Raw genomic sequence first — 16621 nt, 5'->3', positions numbered from 1 at the left:
CCGGAGGGGGCGGTTGCCAGCGGGTTACCACAACCGCAAGGCCGGGTGCAATCAGGGCCGGTTGCAATCAGGGCGGGGGGCCTTTCGCCGCGCGGGGTCTTGGCCTAAACCGGGGCGACTTCGCAAGATGACGACCTCGCAAGATGACAGGGCCGCGCCCCATGACCCAGACCGATCTGACGCCGGAAGCTCTGACCCCGGACGCCATCGCCCGCCTGTTCACGCGCGGCGACAGCTATCTGTGCGCGCGTTGGGGGCGCCCGGTCGCGCCGGTGATCTTTGGTCTGGCGGATGAAAGCCTTGCGATCTTTCGCGGCGCGTTGCAGGCGGTGCTGAACGATATCCGCCAGCCGATGACCGATACCGACCCCGAGATGGGGGCGAACATGATGCTGTTCTTCGTCCGGGACTGGGCCGATCTGGACCATGTCCCCGATCTGGAAAAGCTGACCGGCCAGCCCGGTCTTGTGGCGCGGCTGGCGGCGGCGCAGGCGGATCAGTATCGCATCTTTCGTTTCGATCAGGATGGCGCGATCCGCGCCTGCCTGACCTTTGTCAACATGAGCGGCGCCTTGCACGACGCCCATCCCGGCGCCCTGGCCGAGGTGCTGGCGGTGCGTTCGGTCCTGACATTCGCGCAGGACGTGCTGCCTTCGCCGGAACTGGCGGCGCTGTTGCGCGCGGCCTATGATCCGGTGATGCCAGCGGCGGCGCATGATCCGTCCCACGCGCTGCGCCTGTCTGCGCGCGCCTTGCGGGAAAACAGCCGGAGAAAGACGCCATGACTCATCACTTTCCCGTCCGCGTCTATTACGAGGACACCGATCTGGCGGGCATCGTCTATTACGCCAATTACCTGAAATTCATCGAACGCGCCCGGTCGGAATGGCTGCGCGACATCGGCGTCGATCAGGTCGCGATGAAGGCGCAGGGCGTGGTCTTTGCCGTGCGCCGGATCGAGGCCGATTACCTGTCGCCCGCCCGTTTCGACGATGCGCTGGTCGTCGCATCCAGCCTGCATTCGGCCACGCCCGCGCGGGTGGTCATGGATCAGGCGGTTCTGCGCGATGGGCAGGCGCTGTTCACCTGCCGCGTCACGCTGGTCTGTATCGGCGCGAATGGCCGGGCGGCCCGCCTGCCTGCCGGGCTGGCCGAAAGGCTGGGCTGAGATCGCGGGTCCATGGATCGCGGCCCCGTGCGGCCGGGATTTTCGACGCATCCGGTCGGTGGACCGGGGCGATGCGCGACAGGGGGGCGCCGGTTTTCCCAAGCCCGCACAACCCCTTGCCGCAGCGCCCGCCCGCGATGCGCCGCCCCGGTGACGGCATGCGCCCTTGGCCGGGCGGCGCAACAACCCCCCGAAAGTTGACGCAGATTTGACGGGTTGCGGGCTTTGCCCCGGAAATGCGCTCTGCTATCGGGCGGGGCAGAAGCCGCAGCCAGCAGCGGCCCAAAGGACAGGCAACCCCAATGGATCAAGTCGCAGCAGCCGGACAGGCAGTGGATTTTTCGGTGATCGCGCTTTTCGCGCGCGCCTCGATCACGGTGCAGATCGTGATGGTGATACTTGTGCTGGCCTCTTTCTGGGCCTGGGCGATCATCATCCAGAAATTCATCACCTTTGCCGCGGCCCGGCGTGACGCCGACCGGTTCGACCGCGATTTCTGGTCGGGCGAGCCGCTGGACGATCTGTTCGACCGCATCGGCGACAGCCCCAGGACCTCGCCCGAGCGGATCTTTGCGGCAGGCATGGGCGAATGGCAGCGCAGCCAGACGCATGACGGGCGCATGATCGCCGGGACCAGCGCCCGCGTCGACCGCGCGATGAATGTGGCGATCGGCCGCGAAAGCGACCGGCTGACGCGCGGGCTGTCCTTTCTGGCCACGGTCGGTTCGACCGCGCCCTTCATCGGGTTGTTCGGCACGGTCTGGGGCATCAAGAATTCGTTCGAGGAAATCGCGATTTCGCAAAACACCTCGCTGGCCGTGGTGGCGCCGGGCATTGCCGAGGCGCTGGTCGCGACCGCCCTTGGCCTGCTGGCGGCGATCCCGGCGGTGATCTTCTACAACAAGCTGTCGGGGGATGCCGACCGCATCACCGGAAATTACGAAACCTTTGCGGACGAGTTTTCGACCATCCTGTCGCGCCAGCTGGGCGAGGAATAAGATGGGCGCGGGTGTCGTCAGAAAGGATCGGGGGCGCGGGCGCAGGCGGCGCACGCAGCCGATGGCCGAAATCAACGTCACGCCTTTCGTCGACGTGATGCTGGTCCTGCTGATCGTGTTCATGGTCGCGGCGCCGATGCTGACCGTCGGCGTGCCGCTGGAACTACCGCGCACCGCCGCCCAGCCCGTGCCGTCGGAACAGGAAGAGCCGCTGACCGTGTCGATCACCGCCGAAGGCCCGCTGGTCGTGATGACCACCGAGGTCCCGGAAGACGAACTGATCACGCGGCTGCAATCGGTCGCGCAGGAACGCCAAAGCCAGCGCATCTATCTGCGCGCGGCGGGCGATCTGCCCTATGCCCGCGTCATGCAGGTGATGGGCGCGCTGAATGCGGCGGGTTTCCACGATATCGTGCTGGTGACCGACTCGGGCGGTCCGCGGATGGACGGCTAGGGTGATGGATCGCGCGGATCGCATCGGGGCCTGGGTTTCCGGGCTTGCCCATGCCGGGCTGATCGGTTGGGTCGCGGTCGGCGGCGTGTTCTTTCGCACCGAGCCGCTGGAGGCCGTGCGGATGACCTCGGTTTCGACCATGTCGGAAGCCGAATTCCGGCGATCGCGGCGGCCGCCGCGGGGCGGGGCCGGTGGCGGAAACCGCCGCCTCGACCCCCGCGCAGCCCCGCCCGCCGTCGGAGGAGGACGTGACCGGCGCGCCGGATGCGATGTCGCCGCCGTCGCCCGACGTGCAGGCGCAGGTGCTGGCCAGCCCCGACGACCGCCCCGAAGCCCGCCCGGATCTGAGCGATCTGGAACCGACGCCGCGCCCGCAGCAGGTGGCGACCGTCGCGCCGCAACCCGTGCAGCCCGATCAGGCCAACGATGGCGCGGCCCTGCCGCAGCAGACGCCGGCGCAATCGCGGCCCGAAACGCCCGCTCAGCCGCAGACCGTGACGCCGCCGCGTTCGGCGCTGGCGCCGGTGACATCGTCGCGCCCGCAATCGCGCCCCGCCGGTCTGGCAGAGGCGGCCCGCGCCCGTCAGGCAGCCGCCCAGCAGGCCGCCGAGCGCGCCGCCGCCGAACGTCAGGCGGCACTGGCCCGTGCCGAGGAACAGGCCGCATCCGAACGCGCCGCCGCTGAACGGCGCGCAGAAACCGAACGCGAAACCGAACGCCAGCGCGAAGAGCAGGACCAGGCTGCCGCCGCCGAACGCCGCGCCGCCGCCGCGCGCGAGGCCGAGGCCGCCGAGGAACGCGCGGCAGCGGAACGTGCGGCAGAAGAACGCCGCGCAGAACAGCGGCAGGCAGAACAACGTCAGGCCGAGGAAAATCAGGCGCGGGAACGCGAGGCCGCTGCCGAACGCCGTGCCGCTGCCGAACGCCGCGCTGCCGCAGCCGAGGCCGCCGAACGCGAAGCGGCAGAAGCCCGCGCCCGCGAACAGGCCGAAGCCCGCGCCGCCGAGGAACGCGAGGCGGCACAGCGTCGCGAAGCCGAAGCCGCCCGCGCCGCACAAGAGGCTGAACGTCAGGCATCCGAAGCCCGCGCCCGTCAGCAAGAGGCCGAACGCCGCGAGGCCGCTGCCGCCGCCGAACGTCGCGCCGCTGAAACGGCGGCTGCCGAACAGGCCGGTTCCGGCGGCTCGGGCGGTGGTGGCGCTGCTGCCAGCGGCCCGCCGCTGAGCCAGGGCGAAAAGGACGGTTTCCGCATCGCGGTCGAAGCCTGCTGGAACCGTGGCGCCCTCTCGACCGAGGCCAGCCGCGTCACGGTTTCCGTGCGTTTCGCGATGGCGCAGAACGGCATGCCGGAACAGGGCTCGCTGCGGATGATCGGCCACGATGGCGGTTCGGATGCCGCCGCCAATCAGGCCTATGAGGCCGCGCGCCGGGCCATTCTGGCCTGCGCGGCCCGCAGCGGCGGCTACAAGCTGCCGCCGGAAAAATACAACCGCTGGAAGGATGTCATCATCGACTTCCGGGCCAGCGGTGGCGCGGCGCTGAGGTAGGCGGGATGCGGAACCGGATGGCCGTGATCGCAAGCCCTGCCCCGACCGTCGCGCAGCCTGTTGCCGCACAACAGGACGGCGCGGCAAGTGCCGTGCAGTCGATCCGGAAATGCGTGGGCAGGTATTTTGTCCCTGATCCCGAACATGCCGGGCAGAAACGCCAGCCGGGTGGCATGTATCATGTGGCGTTTCAGGCCGATCAGGCGGGCTGATCCGTCCCGACGGCATCCGCGTCACCAGTCAGGCCGCGGCGAACCAGCCGCATGACCGGGCTGCGGGTCGCGCGCCTGGCCGCTGTCCTGACCATGTTCAGGACGGCGCCGAACCATCCCGGACCGAAGACGAGCTGCAACATTATATCTTGCCGATGGGCATCGTGGATGCCCGCGACATGCCCGGACAGTCGCCAGGCCGGGGATATTCCCGCACAGATACCGAATATGTGATCGTGACGTCGCTGCTCGTGACAATGCCGGCCATCGGGGCTCTGCCCTTTGCCGCGCTGAACCGATAACCTGCAACCAAACCGCCAGAGGGCCGATTCATGTTGCGTCAATTTCTACTTTCTTCTGTCATCGCCCTGACGGGGTTCGGTCTGGCCGCGCCCGTGCTGGCGCAGGATGGTCCCCTGCGGATCGAAATCACCGAGGGGGTGATCGAACCGATGCCCTTCGCGATCACCTTTTTCGACGAAGGCGGCGCGGGGCAGATGGTCGGGCAGGTCCGCGATCTGGTCGCGGCCGATCTGACCGGCACGGGCCTGTTCCGCGAAATTCCGCAAAGCGCCCATATCGCTCGCCCGGCGGGTTTCGACGCCGCCGTCGCCTATGAGGACTGGAAGGCGATCAATGCGCAGGCGCTGGTCACCGGCGCGGTCAGCGTTCAGGGCGGCAAGGTCGTGGTCAAGTTCCGGCTGTTCGACGTGTTTTCCGGCCAGCCGCTTGGCGACGGGATGCAATTCGATGCCAGCACGGGCAACTGGCGGCGCGCGGCGCACAAGGCCGCCGATCAGGTCTATGCCCGGCTGACCGGCGAAGGCCCCTATTTCGACAGCCGCGTGGCATTCGTGTCGGAAACCGGCCCGAAAAATGCCCGGCTGAAACGCATCGGCATCATGGATTACGACGGCGCCAACATCAAATGGATGACCGACGATTCCGCGCTGGTGCTGGCCCCGCGCTTTTCGCCCGATGGCAACCGGCTGCTGTATACCTCCTATGCCACGGGTTTCCCGCAGGTCATGCTGATGGATGTGAACACGCTTGCCAGCCGCCAGATGGGCCAGCAGCAGGGCACCATGAGCTTTTCGCCGCGCTTTTCGCCGGATGGGCGCTGGATCGTCTATTCGCTGGAACAGAACGGCAATACCGATATCTATCAGATGGATGCGGGGTCGGGCGCACAGCGCGCGCTGACCAATGCGCCCTCGATCGAAACCTCGCCCAGCTACAGCCCCGACGGCAAGCAGATCGTCTTTGAATCCGACCGCTCGGGCAGCCCGCAGCTGTATATCATGTCCGCAGGCGGCGGAGAGCCGCGCCGCATCAGCTTTGGCGATGGCCGCTACGGCACGCCGGTCTGGTCGCCGCGCGGCGACCTGATCGCCTTTACCCGTCAGGTCGGCGGCCGGTTCCATATCGGCGTCATGCGCACGGATGGTTCCGAGGAAAAAATGCTGACGGAGATCGTTCCTTGACGAAGGCCCGACCTGGGCCCCCAATGGGCGCGTCGTGATGTTCATGCGCACCACTCCGGGCGATACCGGGCAGTCGCGGTTGCATTCGGTGGACATTACCGGGCGCAACATGCGACCTGTGAACTTCGACGGGGCGGCTTCGGATCCCGATTGGGGCCCGCTGCTGCCGTAACTCAGGGATCGCGATGGGAATGGCGATGAAACAGATGATGAAATTTGCCGCTCTGGCCGTGATTCTGGGGCTGGCGGCCTGTGCGAAGCCGCAGGGGGCATGGTGAACGACCCCTATGCGATGGGCGGCGGTGCGGCTGGAACGGTCGGCACCGGGGTCTTGGGCGGTCCGGGCACGGCGGAATATTTCAAGGCCGAGGTCGGCGACACCGTCAACTTCCTGCTGGACCAGTCCAGCCTGACGCCCGAGGCGCGCGCCATCCTGGCCCGTCAGGCGCAGTGGATGAACCAGAACCAGGGTTTCAGCGCCATGATCGAAGGTCATGCCGACGAACAGGGCACCCGCGAATACAACATCGCGCTTGGCGCGCGCCGCGCCAGTTCGGTGCAGGAATACCTGATTTCGCAAGGCGTCGTTGCCGGGCGTCTGAAAACCGTCAGCTATGGCAAGGAACGCCCGCTGGCCATCTGTTCGACCGAGGAATGCTTTACCAAAAACCGCCGCGCCGTCACCGTGGTCAGCCCGGGCTTCGGTAGCTGATGCGCAGGTTGCTGATGGTCTCGGCGCTGGCGCTGGCGGCCCTGGCGCCACGCCGGGCGCTCATGCGCAGGACCGGGCGGCCTCGCTGGCCGATATCCGGTCGGAACTGAGCCGGCTGACGGCGGATCTGCAAACGCTGCGGTCGGAACTGGTCGCCTCGGGGCCTGCGGGCTTTGCGGCGGCGGGGGGCGACAGCGCCTTTGACCGCATGAACGCGATGGAACAGCGGCTGGCGCAACTGACCGGCCAGACCGAGCAGTTGCAAAACCGCATCGACCGCATCGTGCGCGATGGCACCACCCGCATCGGCGATATCGAATTCCGCCTGTGCGAGATGGAGCCGAACTGCGATCTGGGTTCGCTGACGACGCCGGATCTGGGGCAGCAGGGCGGTTCCGCGCCGCTGCCGGGTTCGGATCAGCAAGGCATGAACAGGGCGCGGCAGGGCACCCCGAACCCTTCGGCGGGGGCTGCGACCGAAGCAGAGACAGCCGATTTCGACCGGGCCCGGGAGGTGCTCGGTCAAGGTGACTTTCGTCGTGCTGCGGACCTCTTCGCGGCCGTCGCGCAATCCCACGCGGGCGGGCCACTGACGGCAGAGGCGATGTTCCTGCGCGGTGCCGCGCTGGACAGCGCGGGCGATCTGCCCGCCGCGGGCGAGGCATGGCTGGCCAGTTTCGCCGCGAACCCCAACGGGCCGCAGGCCCCCGATGCCCTGCTGGGCCTGTCGCGCGCCATGTCGCAGGTCGGCAGCCCGGCGGATGGCTGCTATTATCTGTTCGAAATTCTGGCCCGCTTCCCCGCCGCCCCGCAGGCGGCCGAGGCGGAACGGCGCGTGGCCTCAACCGGCTGCGCCGCGCAATCGGGGGGACACCGGCGCCATCGGCGGCGATGATGCGGCCAGCCTTGACCCCGAGGCTGCTTTCGACGCGGAATCCATGCCGGAACTGCCATGACGGCAGACCTTGCCGGTCGGATCTCGACAGAGCTGAACCGGCTGGCGGGCGATATGTCGGCGGTCGGCGTGGCCGTATCCGGCGGCGGCGATTCCGCGGCGCTTTTGCATTTGGTGACGGCATGGGCCGCCGGGCGGCGGGTGATGGCGGCGACGGTCGATCACGGTTTGCGCCGCGGATCGGCGGATGAGGCGCGATTCGCCGCGCGGATGGCGCAGGATCTGGGCGTGGCCCATGAAACCCTGCATTGGCGGCGGGAGGACGGTCCCGGCAATCTGATGGCGCAGGCCCGCGAGGCGCGGCTGCGGCTGCTGTCGGATTGGGCGGCGCGCAACCGGCTGGACGCGGTGATGTTGGGTCATACGCTGGACGATCAGGCCGAAACCCTGCTGATGCGCCTGGGGCGCGGGGCGGGGGTCGACGGGCTGTCGGGGATGGCGGCATCCCGGCTGGCCTTCGGCACGGTCTGGCTGCGCCCGATGCTGGGCCTGTCGCGGCAGGAACTGCGCGACTGGCTGCGGGGGCAGGGGCTGCGCTGGATCGACGACCCTTCGAACCAGAACCTTGATTATGAGCGGGTGCGGATGCGCAAGGCGCTGGAGGCGCTGGATATCCCTGCCGCCAGTCTGGGCCAGACGGCGGCCAATCTGGCGATGGCGCGCGCTGCGCTGCAGGAGTTCGCCGCCCGTGCGACGGAAAACATCGCGACGGATCAGGCGCGGATTTCCCTGCAACTGTCTGATTTCACGGGCGCCCCCGAAGAAATCCGGCGCCGTATCCTGGTCACCGGCCTGCGCTGGATGACCGGGTCCGACTATCCGGCGCGGCGCGACGAGGTGCTGCATGCGATGGTCGCGGTCGGTGCCGGTGGCCGCACCACGCTGGAGGGCGTGATTCTGGAACGCCGCGCCAGCCGCCTGCGGATGATCCGCGAACCCGCCGCCGCCGCGCGGCGCCGCCGCCATCGCCGGTGCCGATGGCGGCGCGATCTGGGACAACCGCTGGCGCCTCGACGGGCTGCAACCGGGGCAGGAGGTGCGCGTTCTGGGCCATGATGCGCTGACCGGTCTGGACTGGCGCCGCCCCGGCCTGACCCGCGACGAGGCCGCATCGACCCCCGGCATCTGGCAGGGCGACCGGCTGGTCGCGGCCCCCGCCATCCTGCCCGCAACCGGCGCCGGACCTGCGGCGCAGCCGATCCGCGGACTGGGACATTTCCGCGCAATGCTGTTCTCTCATTGAACACCGCGCCGGAATCCCTATTTTCAGGTCAAAGCTTTCAAACCCCGCGGAGGAGAGCCTTTGGGCAACGCGCGTAATATCGCCTTCTGGGTGGTCCTGTTCCTGATGATCCTGGCGCTGTTCAATCTGTTCAGCGACGGCTCCAGCCAGATGAACAGCCGCCAGATCAGCTATTCCGACTTCATCCAACGGGTGGAAAACGATCAGATTTCCAGCGTCACCATCGACGGGGAAAAGGTCGGCCTGACGACCAAGGATGGCAAGCAGTTCACGACGATCCGCCCCCAGGGCGAAGAAATCGCCGATCAGCTGATCGCCAGGAATGTCGAGGTCCGGGTCGAGCCGCAGCAACAGTCGGGCTTCATGTCCCTGCTGGGCGTCTGGCTGCCCTTCATCCTGCTGATCGGGGTGTGGATCTTCTTCATGAACCGCATGCAGGGCGGGGGCAAAGGCGGCGCGATGGGCTTTGGCAAGTCGCGCGCCAAGCTGCTGACCGAAAAGCATGGCCGCGTCACCTTCGACGACGTGGCGGGCATCGACGAAGCCAAGGAGGAACTGGAGGAGATCGTGGAATTCCTGCGCAACCCGCAGAAATTCAGCCGTCTTGGCGGCAAGATCCCGAAAGGCGCGCTGCTGGTCGGCCCTCCGGGCACGGGTAAGACGCTGCTGGCCCGCGCCATCGCGGGCGAGGCGGGCGTGCCTTTCTTCACCATCTCGGGGTCGGATTTCGTTGAAATGTTCGTCGGCGTCGGCGCCAGCCGCGTCCGCGACATGTTCGAACAGGCCAAGAAATCGGCGCCCTGTATCGTCTTTATCGACGAAATCGACGCGGTCGGTCGGGCGCGCGGCGTCGGCATCGGCGGCGGCAATGACGAACGCGAACAGACGCTGAACCAGCTTCTGGTGGAAATGGACGGTTTCGACGCGAACGAAGGCGTCATCATCATCGCCGCCACCAACCGCAAGGACGTGCTGGACCCCGCGCTGCTGCGTCCGGGCCGTTTCGACCGCCAGATCCACGTTCCGAACCCCGACATCAAGGGGCGCGAGCGGATCCTGAACGTCCACGCCCGCAAGGTTCCGGTCGGTCCCGATGTCGATCTGCGCATCATCGCGCGCGGCACGCCCGGTTTTTCGGGGGCGGACCTGATGAACCTCGTGAACGAAGCCGCGCTGATGGCCGCCCGCATCGGCCGCCGTTTCGTCGCGATGGAGGATTTCGAAAACGCCAAGGACAAGGTCATGCTGGGCGTCGAGCGCCGCAGCATGGTCCTGACGCCCGAGCAAAAGGAAAAGACCGCCTATCACGAGGCGGGCCATGCCGTCGTCGGCCTGAGCCTGCCGAAATGCGACCCGGTCTACAAGGCCACGATCATCCCGCGCGGCGGCGCGCTTGGCATGGTGGTCAGCCTGCCCGAAATGGACCGGCTGAACTATCACAAGGACGAGGCCAAACAGAAGATCGCCATGACCATGGCCGGCAAGGCCGCCGAAATCATCAAATACGGTGAAGAAGGCGTCTCGAACGGTCCGGCGGGCGATATCCAGCAGGCCTCGGCGCTGGCGCGGGCGATGGTCATGCGTTGGGGCATGTCCGACAAGGTCGGCGCCGTCGATTATTCCGAAGCGCATGAAGGCTATTCGGGCAATACCGCCGGTTTCTCGATTTCCGCCCATACCAAGGAGCTGATCGAGACCGAGGTCCGCGACATGATCGAGGAAGGCTATCAACTGGCCCGCAAGATCCTGCTGGAAAAAGAGGTCGAATTCGAACGCATGGCCAAGGGCCTGCTGGAATACGAAACCCTTACCGGCGAAGATATCGCGAAAATCCTGCGTGGCGAACCGCTTGGCGGCGATGACGACACGCCCGGCTCGACCATCCCGGTGGTCGCGGCCATGCCCAAGGTGGAACAGTCGCGCCCGGCGCCCGGCGCCGAACCGCAGCCGCAGGGCTGAACCGGACCCAGAAACGAAAAGAACCCCGGCCTGCGCCGGGGTTCTTTTATTCCTGTCCGTCACTGCACCTCTGTCGGGGGGGGATCCTTTACAGCACCAGCAGAATCGTGGCGCCAAGGACCAGCCCAAGCCCGAAACCGACAGAGATTACGACACCAGCGGGATTCATCCGTATCTCCTTTTTCATTGCGGCATGTCTGGTGAGTCCGATTGTCGCCTCTTTACCGATTCGCACCAGAGCAAGCATGAATAAGCGAAAATCCGCTTAACCTGTGTCGCGGATTTGACACATCGAGAACTTGCAAAACCGGTGGTGGCGGTGCATCCAAGGGGCATGACCAGCTACCCGGAATTGCCCGCAACCTCCCTGCTTCACCGCCTGCGTCAGCGTATCGACACGCTGGATGCGCGGCTGGTGGCGCTTCTTGCAGAACGCTCTCGGCTGATCGACGAGGCGGCGCGGATCAAGGCGCGCGAGGGGCTGCCCGCGCGCATCCAGTCCCGCGTCGATGAGGTGGCGGAAAACGCCCGTCGCATGGCCGCGGAAGAAGGTCTGGACCCCGATCTGGCCGAAGCGGTCTGGCGGCTGATGATGGATCATTTCATCGCGCAGGAAGAAAGCCATCTGGCCAGTCACCGCCCGGTCGAGTGATCCGGTCCGCGCGGCGACGGGATGACGCGCCGCCGCATGAAACACCCATGATATTCCATCCCGCAAACCGTCAGGCGGGTGTCGGGGGCGGGCATCGGGGCGGCTGTCCCGTTCAGGTCATGATCCGGCATCGACCGGGATCATCGTCCCCTGCAGGATCGCCACATGCTTGCGCTGGCCCTGCGTTTCCGCCCAGATATCGGCGCTGACCACGACGACGCGGCGCCCCGCCCGGATCACGCGGCCCTCGGCAACCAGACGGTCGCCCAGGGCGGGCGAAAGCAGGTTGATCTTCATCTCGACCGTCATCACCTCGGACGCGGCGTCCATCACCGTCAGGGCGGCATAGCCCGCCGCCGAATCGCCGATGGCAAAGGCCAGCCCCGCATGGCCCGCGCCATGTTGTTGCAGCGATGTCGGCAGGATCGGCGCGGTGATGACCGCACGACCCGGCCCCAGATCCCGCATCTGCGCGCCAAGCGTTTCCATCATGGTCTGGCGGGCAAAGCTGTCGCGGATCCGGGCTGCGTGTTCGGGGGGCAGGTCAGTCATCGAACAATCCGTCCTGTTGGCTGCGTGGGATATCCAGTCCAAGGTGGCGCCAGCCGCGATGGGCCAGCATCCGCCCGCGCGGGGTGCGGCTGATCAGGCCCTGCTGCATCAGAAAAGGCTCGATCACCTCTTCGATGGCATCGCGGCTTTCGGACATCGCAGCGGCCAGCGTTTCCACGCCCACCGGCCCGCCGCCGTAGTTTTCCGCCATCAGCGACATATAGCGCCGGTCGGCGGCATCCAGCCCGATATCATCGACCCCAAGCCGGTTCAGCGCGGAATCGGCAATCGCGCGGGTCAGGCGGCCGTCGCCTTCGACCAGCGCAAAGTCGATGACGCGGCGCAGCAGACGGCCCGCGATGCGCGGCGTGCCGCGCGCGCGGCGGGCGATTTCCAGCGTGCCCTGTGCCTCGGCGTCGATCCCGAGCAGGCTGGCGCCGCGCCGGACGATCAGGTCCAATTCCTCGATGGTGTAGAATTGCAGCCGGGTTGGGATGCCGAAACGGTCGCGCAAGGGTGTCGTCAGCAGGCCAAGCCGGGTGGTGGCGCCGACCAGCGTGAAGGGTTGCAGCTCGATCCGCACGGTGCGGGCAGCCGGGCCTTCGCCGATGACCAGATCCAGTTCGAAATCCTCCATCGCGGGATACAGGATTTCTTCGACCGCAGGGTTCATGCGGTGGATTTCGTCGATGAACAGCACATCTCGCGCTTCCAGATTGGTCAGGATCGCGGCCAGATCGCCCGCCCGCGCCAGCACCGGACCCGAGGTCATGCGGAAATTCACGCCCAGTTCGCGCGCCATGATCTGCGCCAGCGTCGTCTTGCCCAGACCGGGCGGGCCGTGGAACAGCGTGTGGTCCATCGCCTTGCCGCGCATCCGGGCGCTTTCGATGAAGACGCGCAGATTGGCCCGCGCCTCGGCCTGACCGACGAAATCGGCCAGCATCTGGGGGCGCAGGGCGCGGTCTTCGGTCTCGCCCTCCAGCGGTTCGGGGCGCAGCATCGGGTCGGGCTGGATCATGAGTTGCCCCACGGGCCGTCGTTCTGTCCGCCTGTGCGCGGGATGCGGCTGGCCCCCAACCCGCCCGAACCGAAACCGGTCATCGCCTGCAGCCGCGCGATGCGATCCTCGGTCGCTGGGTGGGTGGCGAACAACCGGTCCATGCGCAGCGCGTGCAGCGGGTTGACGATGAACATGCTGGCCGAGGCCGGGTTGCGTTCCGCCGGGATATTCACCACCTGACCCGCCGCGCGCGAGATCTTCGCCAGCGCCGAGGCCAGCGCCATCGGCTGGCCGCAGATGTCCGCGCCGGTCCGGTCGGCTTCATATTCGCGGGTGCGCGAGACGGCCATCTGCACCAGACCCGCCGCGATGGGGGCAAAAATCATCGCGGCAATCGCCGCCAGCCCGCCGCCGCGATTGTCGCCGCGGCCGCCGAACATGGACGAAAACATCAGCATATTGCCCAGCATGGCAATCGCCCCGGCCATGGTCGCGGTGATCGTCATGGTCAGCGTGTCGCGGTGCTTGATATGGGCCAGTTCATGGGCGATCACCCCGGCCAGTTCGTCGCGGTTCAGGACGCGCATGATGCCCTGCGTCACCGCGACGGCGGCGTTTTGCGGGTTGCGGCCGGTGGCGAAGGCATTGGGCTGGTCGGTTTCCAGCACATAGACGGCAGGCATGGGCAGGTTGGCGCGTTTGGCCAGCGCCTCGACCATATCGACCAGTTCGGGGGCGTCCTGCCGCGTCACCAGCCGCGCGCCCTGCTGGCGCAAGACCATCTTGTCGCTGTTCCACCAGGCAAAGACATTGGTGGCCCCGGCGATCATCAGCGCGATCACCGCGCCGCCCTGTCCGCCGATCAGCGCCCCCATCGCCATGACCAGCGCGGTCATGGCGGCCATCAGGACAAAGGTGCGAATATTGCCGGTCATCGGGCTACTCCTTGGGGGCAAGCAGGCGGAGCGCTGCGCGGATCAACGCCGCAGTCGTGGCACTCGGTTCCGCGCCCGATGCCTCGGCCACGGCGGATGCCGCCTCTGACGGGGCGTAGCCGAGGTTCGACAGCGCAGACAGCGCTTCGGCGCTGGCAAGGGCTGCGGGGTCGGGCGTGGGGGCGCTGCGTCTGGCGGCGGGTCTGGCGGGCGTTTCGGGTTCGCCGTCCATCACCGGGCCGGGATCGGCGCTCAGCGTGCCGCCAAGCGCCATGACGGCGGGGGCCTTGTCCTTCAGTTCCATCACCACGCGCTGCGCGAGTTTGGGGCCGACGCCCGGCGCCTTGCGCACCGCCGCGCTGTCGCCGATCGCGATGGCGCGGGCGACGCCATCCGGCCCCAATGTTCCCAGCAGGGCCAGCGACGCCTTTGGCCCGACCCCCTGAACCGAGGTCAGCAGCCGGTGCCATTCCTTTTCCAGGAGCGTCGGAAAGCCGTAAAGCTGCAACAGATCCTCGCGCACGACCAGTTCGGTGAACAGCGCCGCAGCCTCGCCCACGCGCAGGCTGGCGGCGGTGCGTTCGCTGACATGGACGATATAGCCCACGCCGCGCACGTCGATCAGGACGTGGTCGGCGGCGCGGTGAATGATGATGCCCGCAACGCGCCCGATCATGATGCCGCCTTGATGCGCAGGCTGCGGCCTTGCAGGTGATGGGCGTGGCAGATGGCGATGGCCAGCGCATCGGCGGCATCGGCCCCGGCCAGATGGACGCCGGGTAGCTGAAAACGGACCATGTGCTGGATCTGTTCCTTGGCGGCATGGCCGACGCCGACCACGGTTTTCTTGACCGCATTCGGGGCATATTCGCCGATGGCGATCCCCGCCTCGGCCGGGGCCAGCAGGGCGATGCCGCGCGCCTGACCCAGTTTCAGCGTGCCGACCGCGTCCTTGTTCACGAATGTCTGCTCGACCGCCGCCGCATCGGGGCGGTGCTGGGCAATGACCGCGCGCAGGCCGTGATACAGCCGCACCAGCCGTTCGCCCAATTCGCCCTGATCGGAATGGATGATGCCGTTCGCGACATGTTTCAGCCGGGGGCCATCGACCGAAATCACGCCCCAGCCCATATTCCGCAAACCGGGGTCGATACCCAGGATAATCATGCCCGTCCTCGTTTTGGTCAGGACTAGCACGAAAGGCGAACATCGCCTAGTGGCTTATCGCATCCCCCTGAACAGACGTCTCAATCCATGTTGCGGGAAATTTCCGCGGCGCGCGTGAAATGGTTCATCAACTGGGTGGCAAGCGCGGGGGCGATGGCGCGCTGGTCGATGGCCTTGCGCATGCAATCCAGCCACAGGTCGCGCATTTCCGGGCCGATGGGGACATGTTCGTGGATTTCCCGCAGCCGGGCGTGGCGGTGTTTCATGACGTAATATTGCGGCCCGCCGAAAAAGCCGCAGAGGTAGTTGAACTGTTCGGCCCGCGAATGGGCGACGCCATGACCCTGCTGGTGCAGCCGTAGCAAGGGCGCGGCATCGGCATCCTGTTCGATGATGTCATAGAAGGTTTCGACCAGCGCGCGCACGCCGTCTTCGCCCCCGATCTGGTGAAACAAGGATTGCTTGTGCTGTGCGGCGATAAGCATGGCGGACCTGAGGTTGACTCGGTCCCTTCATTATAGGGAAATAAATATTCTTTGAAAGAATAATCTGGACATGAAAAAGGCGGGCAAGATGCCCGCCTTGTGTCACGCGATCCGGGACGCCTTACAGCAGCCCGGCATGTTCCAGCGCCGCGTCGATCCTGTCGCGGGTCGGGCCGGTCAGCGGCACCAGCGGCAGGCGGACGCGTTCGTTGCACAGCCCAAGGCGCGACATCGCATATTTCGCGCCGACGACGCCCGGCTCGACAAAGATCGCGGTGTGCAGCGGCATCAGCCGGTCCTGATAGTCCAGCGCGGTGGCGTAATCGCCGCGCAGGGTCGCCTCCCGGAATTCGGCGCACAGGCGCGGCGCGACATTGGCCGTGACCGAGATGCAGCCGATGCCGCCATGCGCGTTGAAGCCAAGCGCCGTCGCATCCTCGCCCGAGATCTGCAGGAAATCCTTGCCGCAGGTGATGCGTTGCAGGGGCACCCGCTCCAGCTTGCCGGTGGCGTCCTTGACCCCGGCGATGCGGGGCAGTTTCGCCAGTTCGCCCATGGTTTCGGGCGACATGTCGACGACCGAACGGCCGGGGATGTTGTAGATGATGATCGGCAGGTCCGAGGCGTCGTGGATCGCGGTGAAATGCGCGATCAGCCCCTCCTGCGTCGGTTTGTTGTAATAGGGCGTCACGACCAGCGCGCCATCGGCGCCCGATTCCTGCGCCGCCTGCATCAGGCCGATCGCCTCGCGGGTCGAGTTCGAGCCGGCGCCCGCGATGACCGGAATGCGGCCTGCGGCGACGCGCACGACCTCGCGCACGACCAGATTGTGTTCGTCATGGCTGAGCGTCGGGCTTTCGCCGGTGGTGCCGACGGGGACCAGCGCGTGCGAGCCCTCGCCGATGTGCCATTCGACCAGCTTTTCGAGCTTGGCCAGATCAACGTCGCCCTCGGGCGTGAAGGGGGTGATCAGAGCGGGCATCGAGCCTTTGAACATGACGGCATCCTGAAATTTGGGTCTTCCCGCCTTACAACTCTGCTTCCGGCTTGCCAAGGATGTGAGTTGCACTGACTGCGCGGGGCGGTCACAACTGG

Annotated in this window: 19 protein-coding genes and 1 pseudogene; 13 read left to right on the top strand and 7 right to left on the bottom strand. The window is 66.9% G+C overall.

Going from position 1 to position 16621, the window contains the following annotated elements; all coding sequences use genetic code 11:
* The first annotated feature begins 161 nt into the window (after positions 1-161).
* The 13 genes and pseudogenes from PE067_RS13845 (at position 162) to PE067_RS13785 (ending at position 11384) form a co-directional block, all read left to right on the top strand.
* Positions 162-785 carry a hypothetical protein gene (locus tag PE067_RS13845; RefSeq protein ID WP_276190176.1) on the top strand — a complete coding sequence of 208 codons (624 nt, stop codon included), beginning with the start codon at positions 162-164 and terminating at the stop codon, positions 783-785.
* The gene (gene ybgC / locus PE067_RS13840) at positions 782-1168 is read left to right on the top strand and encodes a tol-pal system-associated acyl-CoA thioesterase (protein ID WP_276190174.1); all 387 of its coding nucleotides are present in this window, start codon (positions 782-784) and stop codon (positions 1166-1168) included. The genes PE067_RS13845 and ybgC overlap by 4 nt, the downstream gene beginning before the upstream one ends.
* 302 nt (positions 1169-1470) lie before the next feature.
* On the top strand, positions 1471-2166 hold the full coding sequence (gene tolQ, locus PE067_RS13835; RefSeq protein WP_276190172.1) for a protein TolQ: 696 nt from the start codon (positions 1471-1473) through the stop codon (positions 2164-2166).
* A 1-nt stretch (position 2167) separates the two neighbouring features.
* On the top strand, positions 2168-2620 hold the full coding sequence (locus PE067_RS13830; RefSeq protein ID WP_276190170.1) for an ExbD/TolR family protein: 453 nt from the start codon (positions 2168-2170) through the stop codon (positions 2618-2620).
* 191 nt (positions 2621-2811) lie between these two features.
* A complete protein-coding gene (locus PE067_RS13825) occupies positions 2812-4167 on the top strand; it encodes a protein TolA (RefSeq protein WP_276190168.1) in 1356 nt (451 codons plus the stop codon).
* 17 nt (positions 4168-4184) lie between these two features.
* Positions 4185-4379 (top strand): hypothetical protein, encoded by a 195-nt coding sequence (locus PE067_RS13820; protein ID WP_276190166.1) that lies wholly within the window; start codon positions 4185-4187, stop codon positions 4377-4379.
* A gap of 332 nt (positions 4380-4711) precedes the next feature.
* A pseudogene (tolB, locus tag PE067_RS13815) lies at positions 4712-6035 on the top strand (Tol-Pal system beta propeller repeat protein TolB).
* A gap of 120 nt (positions 6036-6155) precedes the next feature.
* The gene (pal, locus tag PE067_RS13810) at positions 6156-6575 is read left to right on the top strand and encodes a peptidoglycan-associated lipoprotein Pal (protein ID WP_276190289.1); all 420 of its coding nucleotides are present in this window, start codon (positions 6156-6158) and stop codon (positions 6573-6575) included.
* Complete coding sequence (locus tag PE067_RS13805; RefSeq protein WP_276190164.1) at positions 6478-7470, top strand: tetratricopeptide repeat protein; 993 nt, start codon at positions 6478-6480, stop codon at positions 7468-7470. The genes pal and PE067_RS13805 overlap by 98 nt, the downstream gene beginning before the upstream one ends.
* Before the next feature lie 57 nt (positions 7471-7527).
* Positions 7528-8586, top strand: coding sequence for a tRNA lysidine(34) synthetase TilS (gene tilS / locus PE067_RS13800; protein ID WP_276190162.1), 1059 nt, complete (start codon positions 7528-7530; stop codon positions 8584-8586).
* Positions 8567-8773 (top strand): hypothetical protein, encoded by a 207-nt coding sequence (locus PE067_RS13795; protein WP_276190160.1) that lies wholly within the window; start codon positions 8567-8569, stop codon positions 8771-8773. Before tilS ends, PE067_RS13795 begins: the two co-directional genes overlap by 20 nt.
* Positions 8774-8833: 60 nt before the next feature.
* Positions 8834-10732: an ATP-dependent zinc metalloprotease FtsH gene (gene ftsH / locus PE067_RS13790; RefSeq protein ID WP_276190157.1), complete on the top strand. Its 1899-nt coding sequence runs from the start codon at positions 8834-8836 to the stop codon at positions 10730-10732.
* Positions 10733-11066: 334 nt separating this feature from the next.
* Positions 11067-11384, top strand: coding sequence for a chorismate mutase (locus PE067_RS13785; RefSeq protein ID WP_276190155.1), 318 nt, complete (start codon positions 11067-11069; stop codon positions 11382-11384).
* A gap of 117 nt (positions 11385-11501) precedes the next feature.
* On the opposite strand, the gene PE067_RS13780 is transcribed toward PE067_RS13785, so the two are convergent.
* From PE067_RS13780 to dapA, 7 genes are all read right to left on the bottom strand, one after another.
* A complete protein-coding gene (locus PE067_RS13780; protein ID WP_276190154.1) occupies positions 11502-11936 on the bottom strand; it encodes a PaaI family thioesterase in 435 nt (144 codons plus the stop codon).
* Entirely contained in the window at positions 11929-12957 is a 1029-nt protein-coding gene (gene ruvB, locus PE067_RS13775; RefSeq protein WP_276190288.1) for a Holliday junction branch migration DNA helicase RuvB, read from the bottom strand. Before ruvB ends, PE067_RS13780 begins: the two co-directional genes overlap by 8 nt.
* Positions 12954-13874 carry a zinc metalloprotease HtpX gene (gene htpX / locus PE067_RS13770; protein WP_276190151.1) on the bottom strand — a complete coding sequence of 307 codons (921 nt, stop codon included), beginning with the start codon at positions 13872-13874 and terminating at the stop codon, positions 12954-12956. Before htpX ends, ruvB begins: the two co-directional genes overlap by 4 nt.
* 4 nt (positions 13875-13878) lie before the next feature.
* Positions 13879-14550: a Holliday junction branch migration protein RuvA gene (gene ruvA, locus PE067_RS13765; protein WP_276190148.1), complete on the bottom strand. Its 672-nt coding sequence runs from the start codon at positions 14548-14550 to the stop codon at positions 13879-13881.
* Positions 14547-15041 (bottom strand): crossover junction endodeoxyribonuclease RuvC, encoded by a 495-nt coding sequence (ruvC, locus tag PE067_RS13760; protein ID WP_276190146.1) that lies wholly within the window; start codon positions 15039-15041, stop codon positions 14547-14549. Before ruvC ends, ruvA begins: the two co-directional genes overlap by 4 nt.
* Before the next feature lie 80 nt (positions 15042-15121).
* Positions 15122-15526, bottom strand: a complete 405-nt coding sequence (locus PE067_RS13755) for a group II truncated hemoglobin (protein WP_276190144.1) — start codon at positions 15524-15526, stop codon at positions 15122-15124.
* A gap of 121 nt (positions 15527-15647) precedes the next feature.
* On the bottom strand, positions 15648-16523 hold the full coding sequence (gene dapA, locus PE067_RS13750; RefSeq protein WP_276190142.1) for a 4-hydroxy-tetrahydrodipicolinate synthase: 876 nt from the start codon (positions 16521-16523) through the stop codon (positions 15648-15650).
* Positions 16524-16621 lie beyond the last annotated feature (98 nt).

This window comes from Paracoccus sp. DMF-8, from assembly GCF_029309835.1.
Classification (GTDB): Bacteria; Pseudomonadota; Alphaproteobacteria; order Rhodobacterales; family Rhodobacteraceae; genus Paracoccus.
The sequence above is the reverse complement of the archived record's forward strand: the minus strand, read 5'-3'. Positions and strand labels throughout refer to the sequence as shown.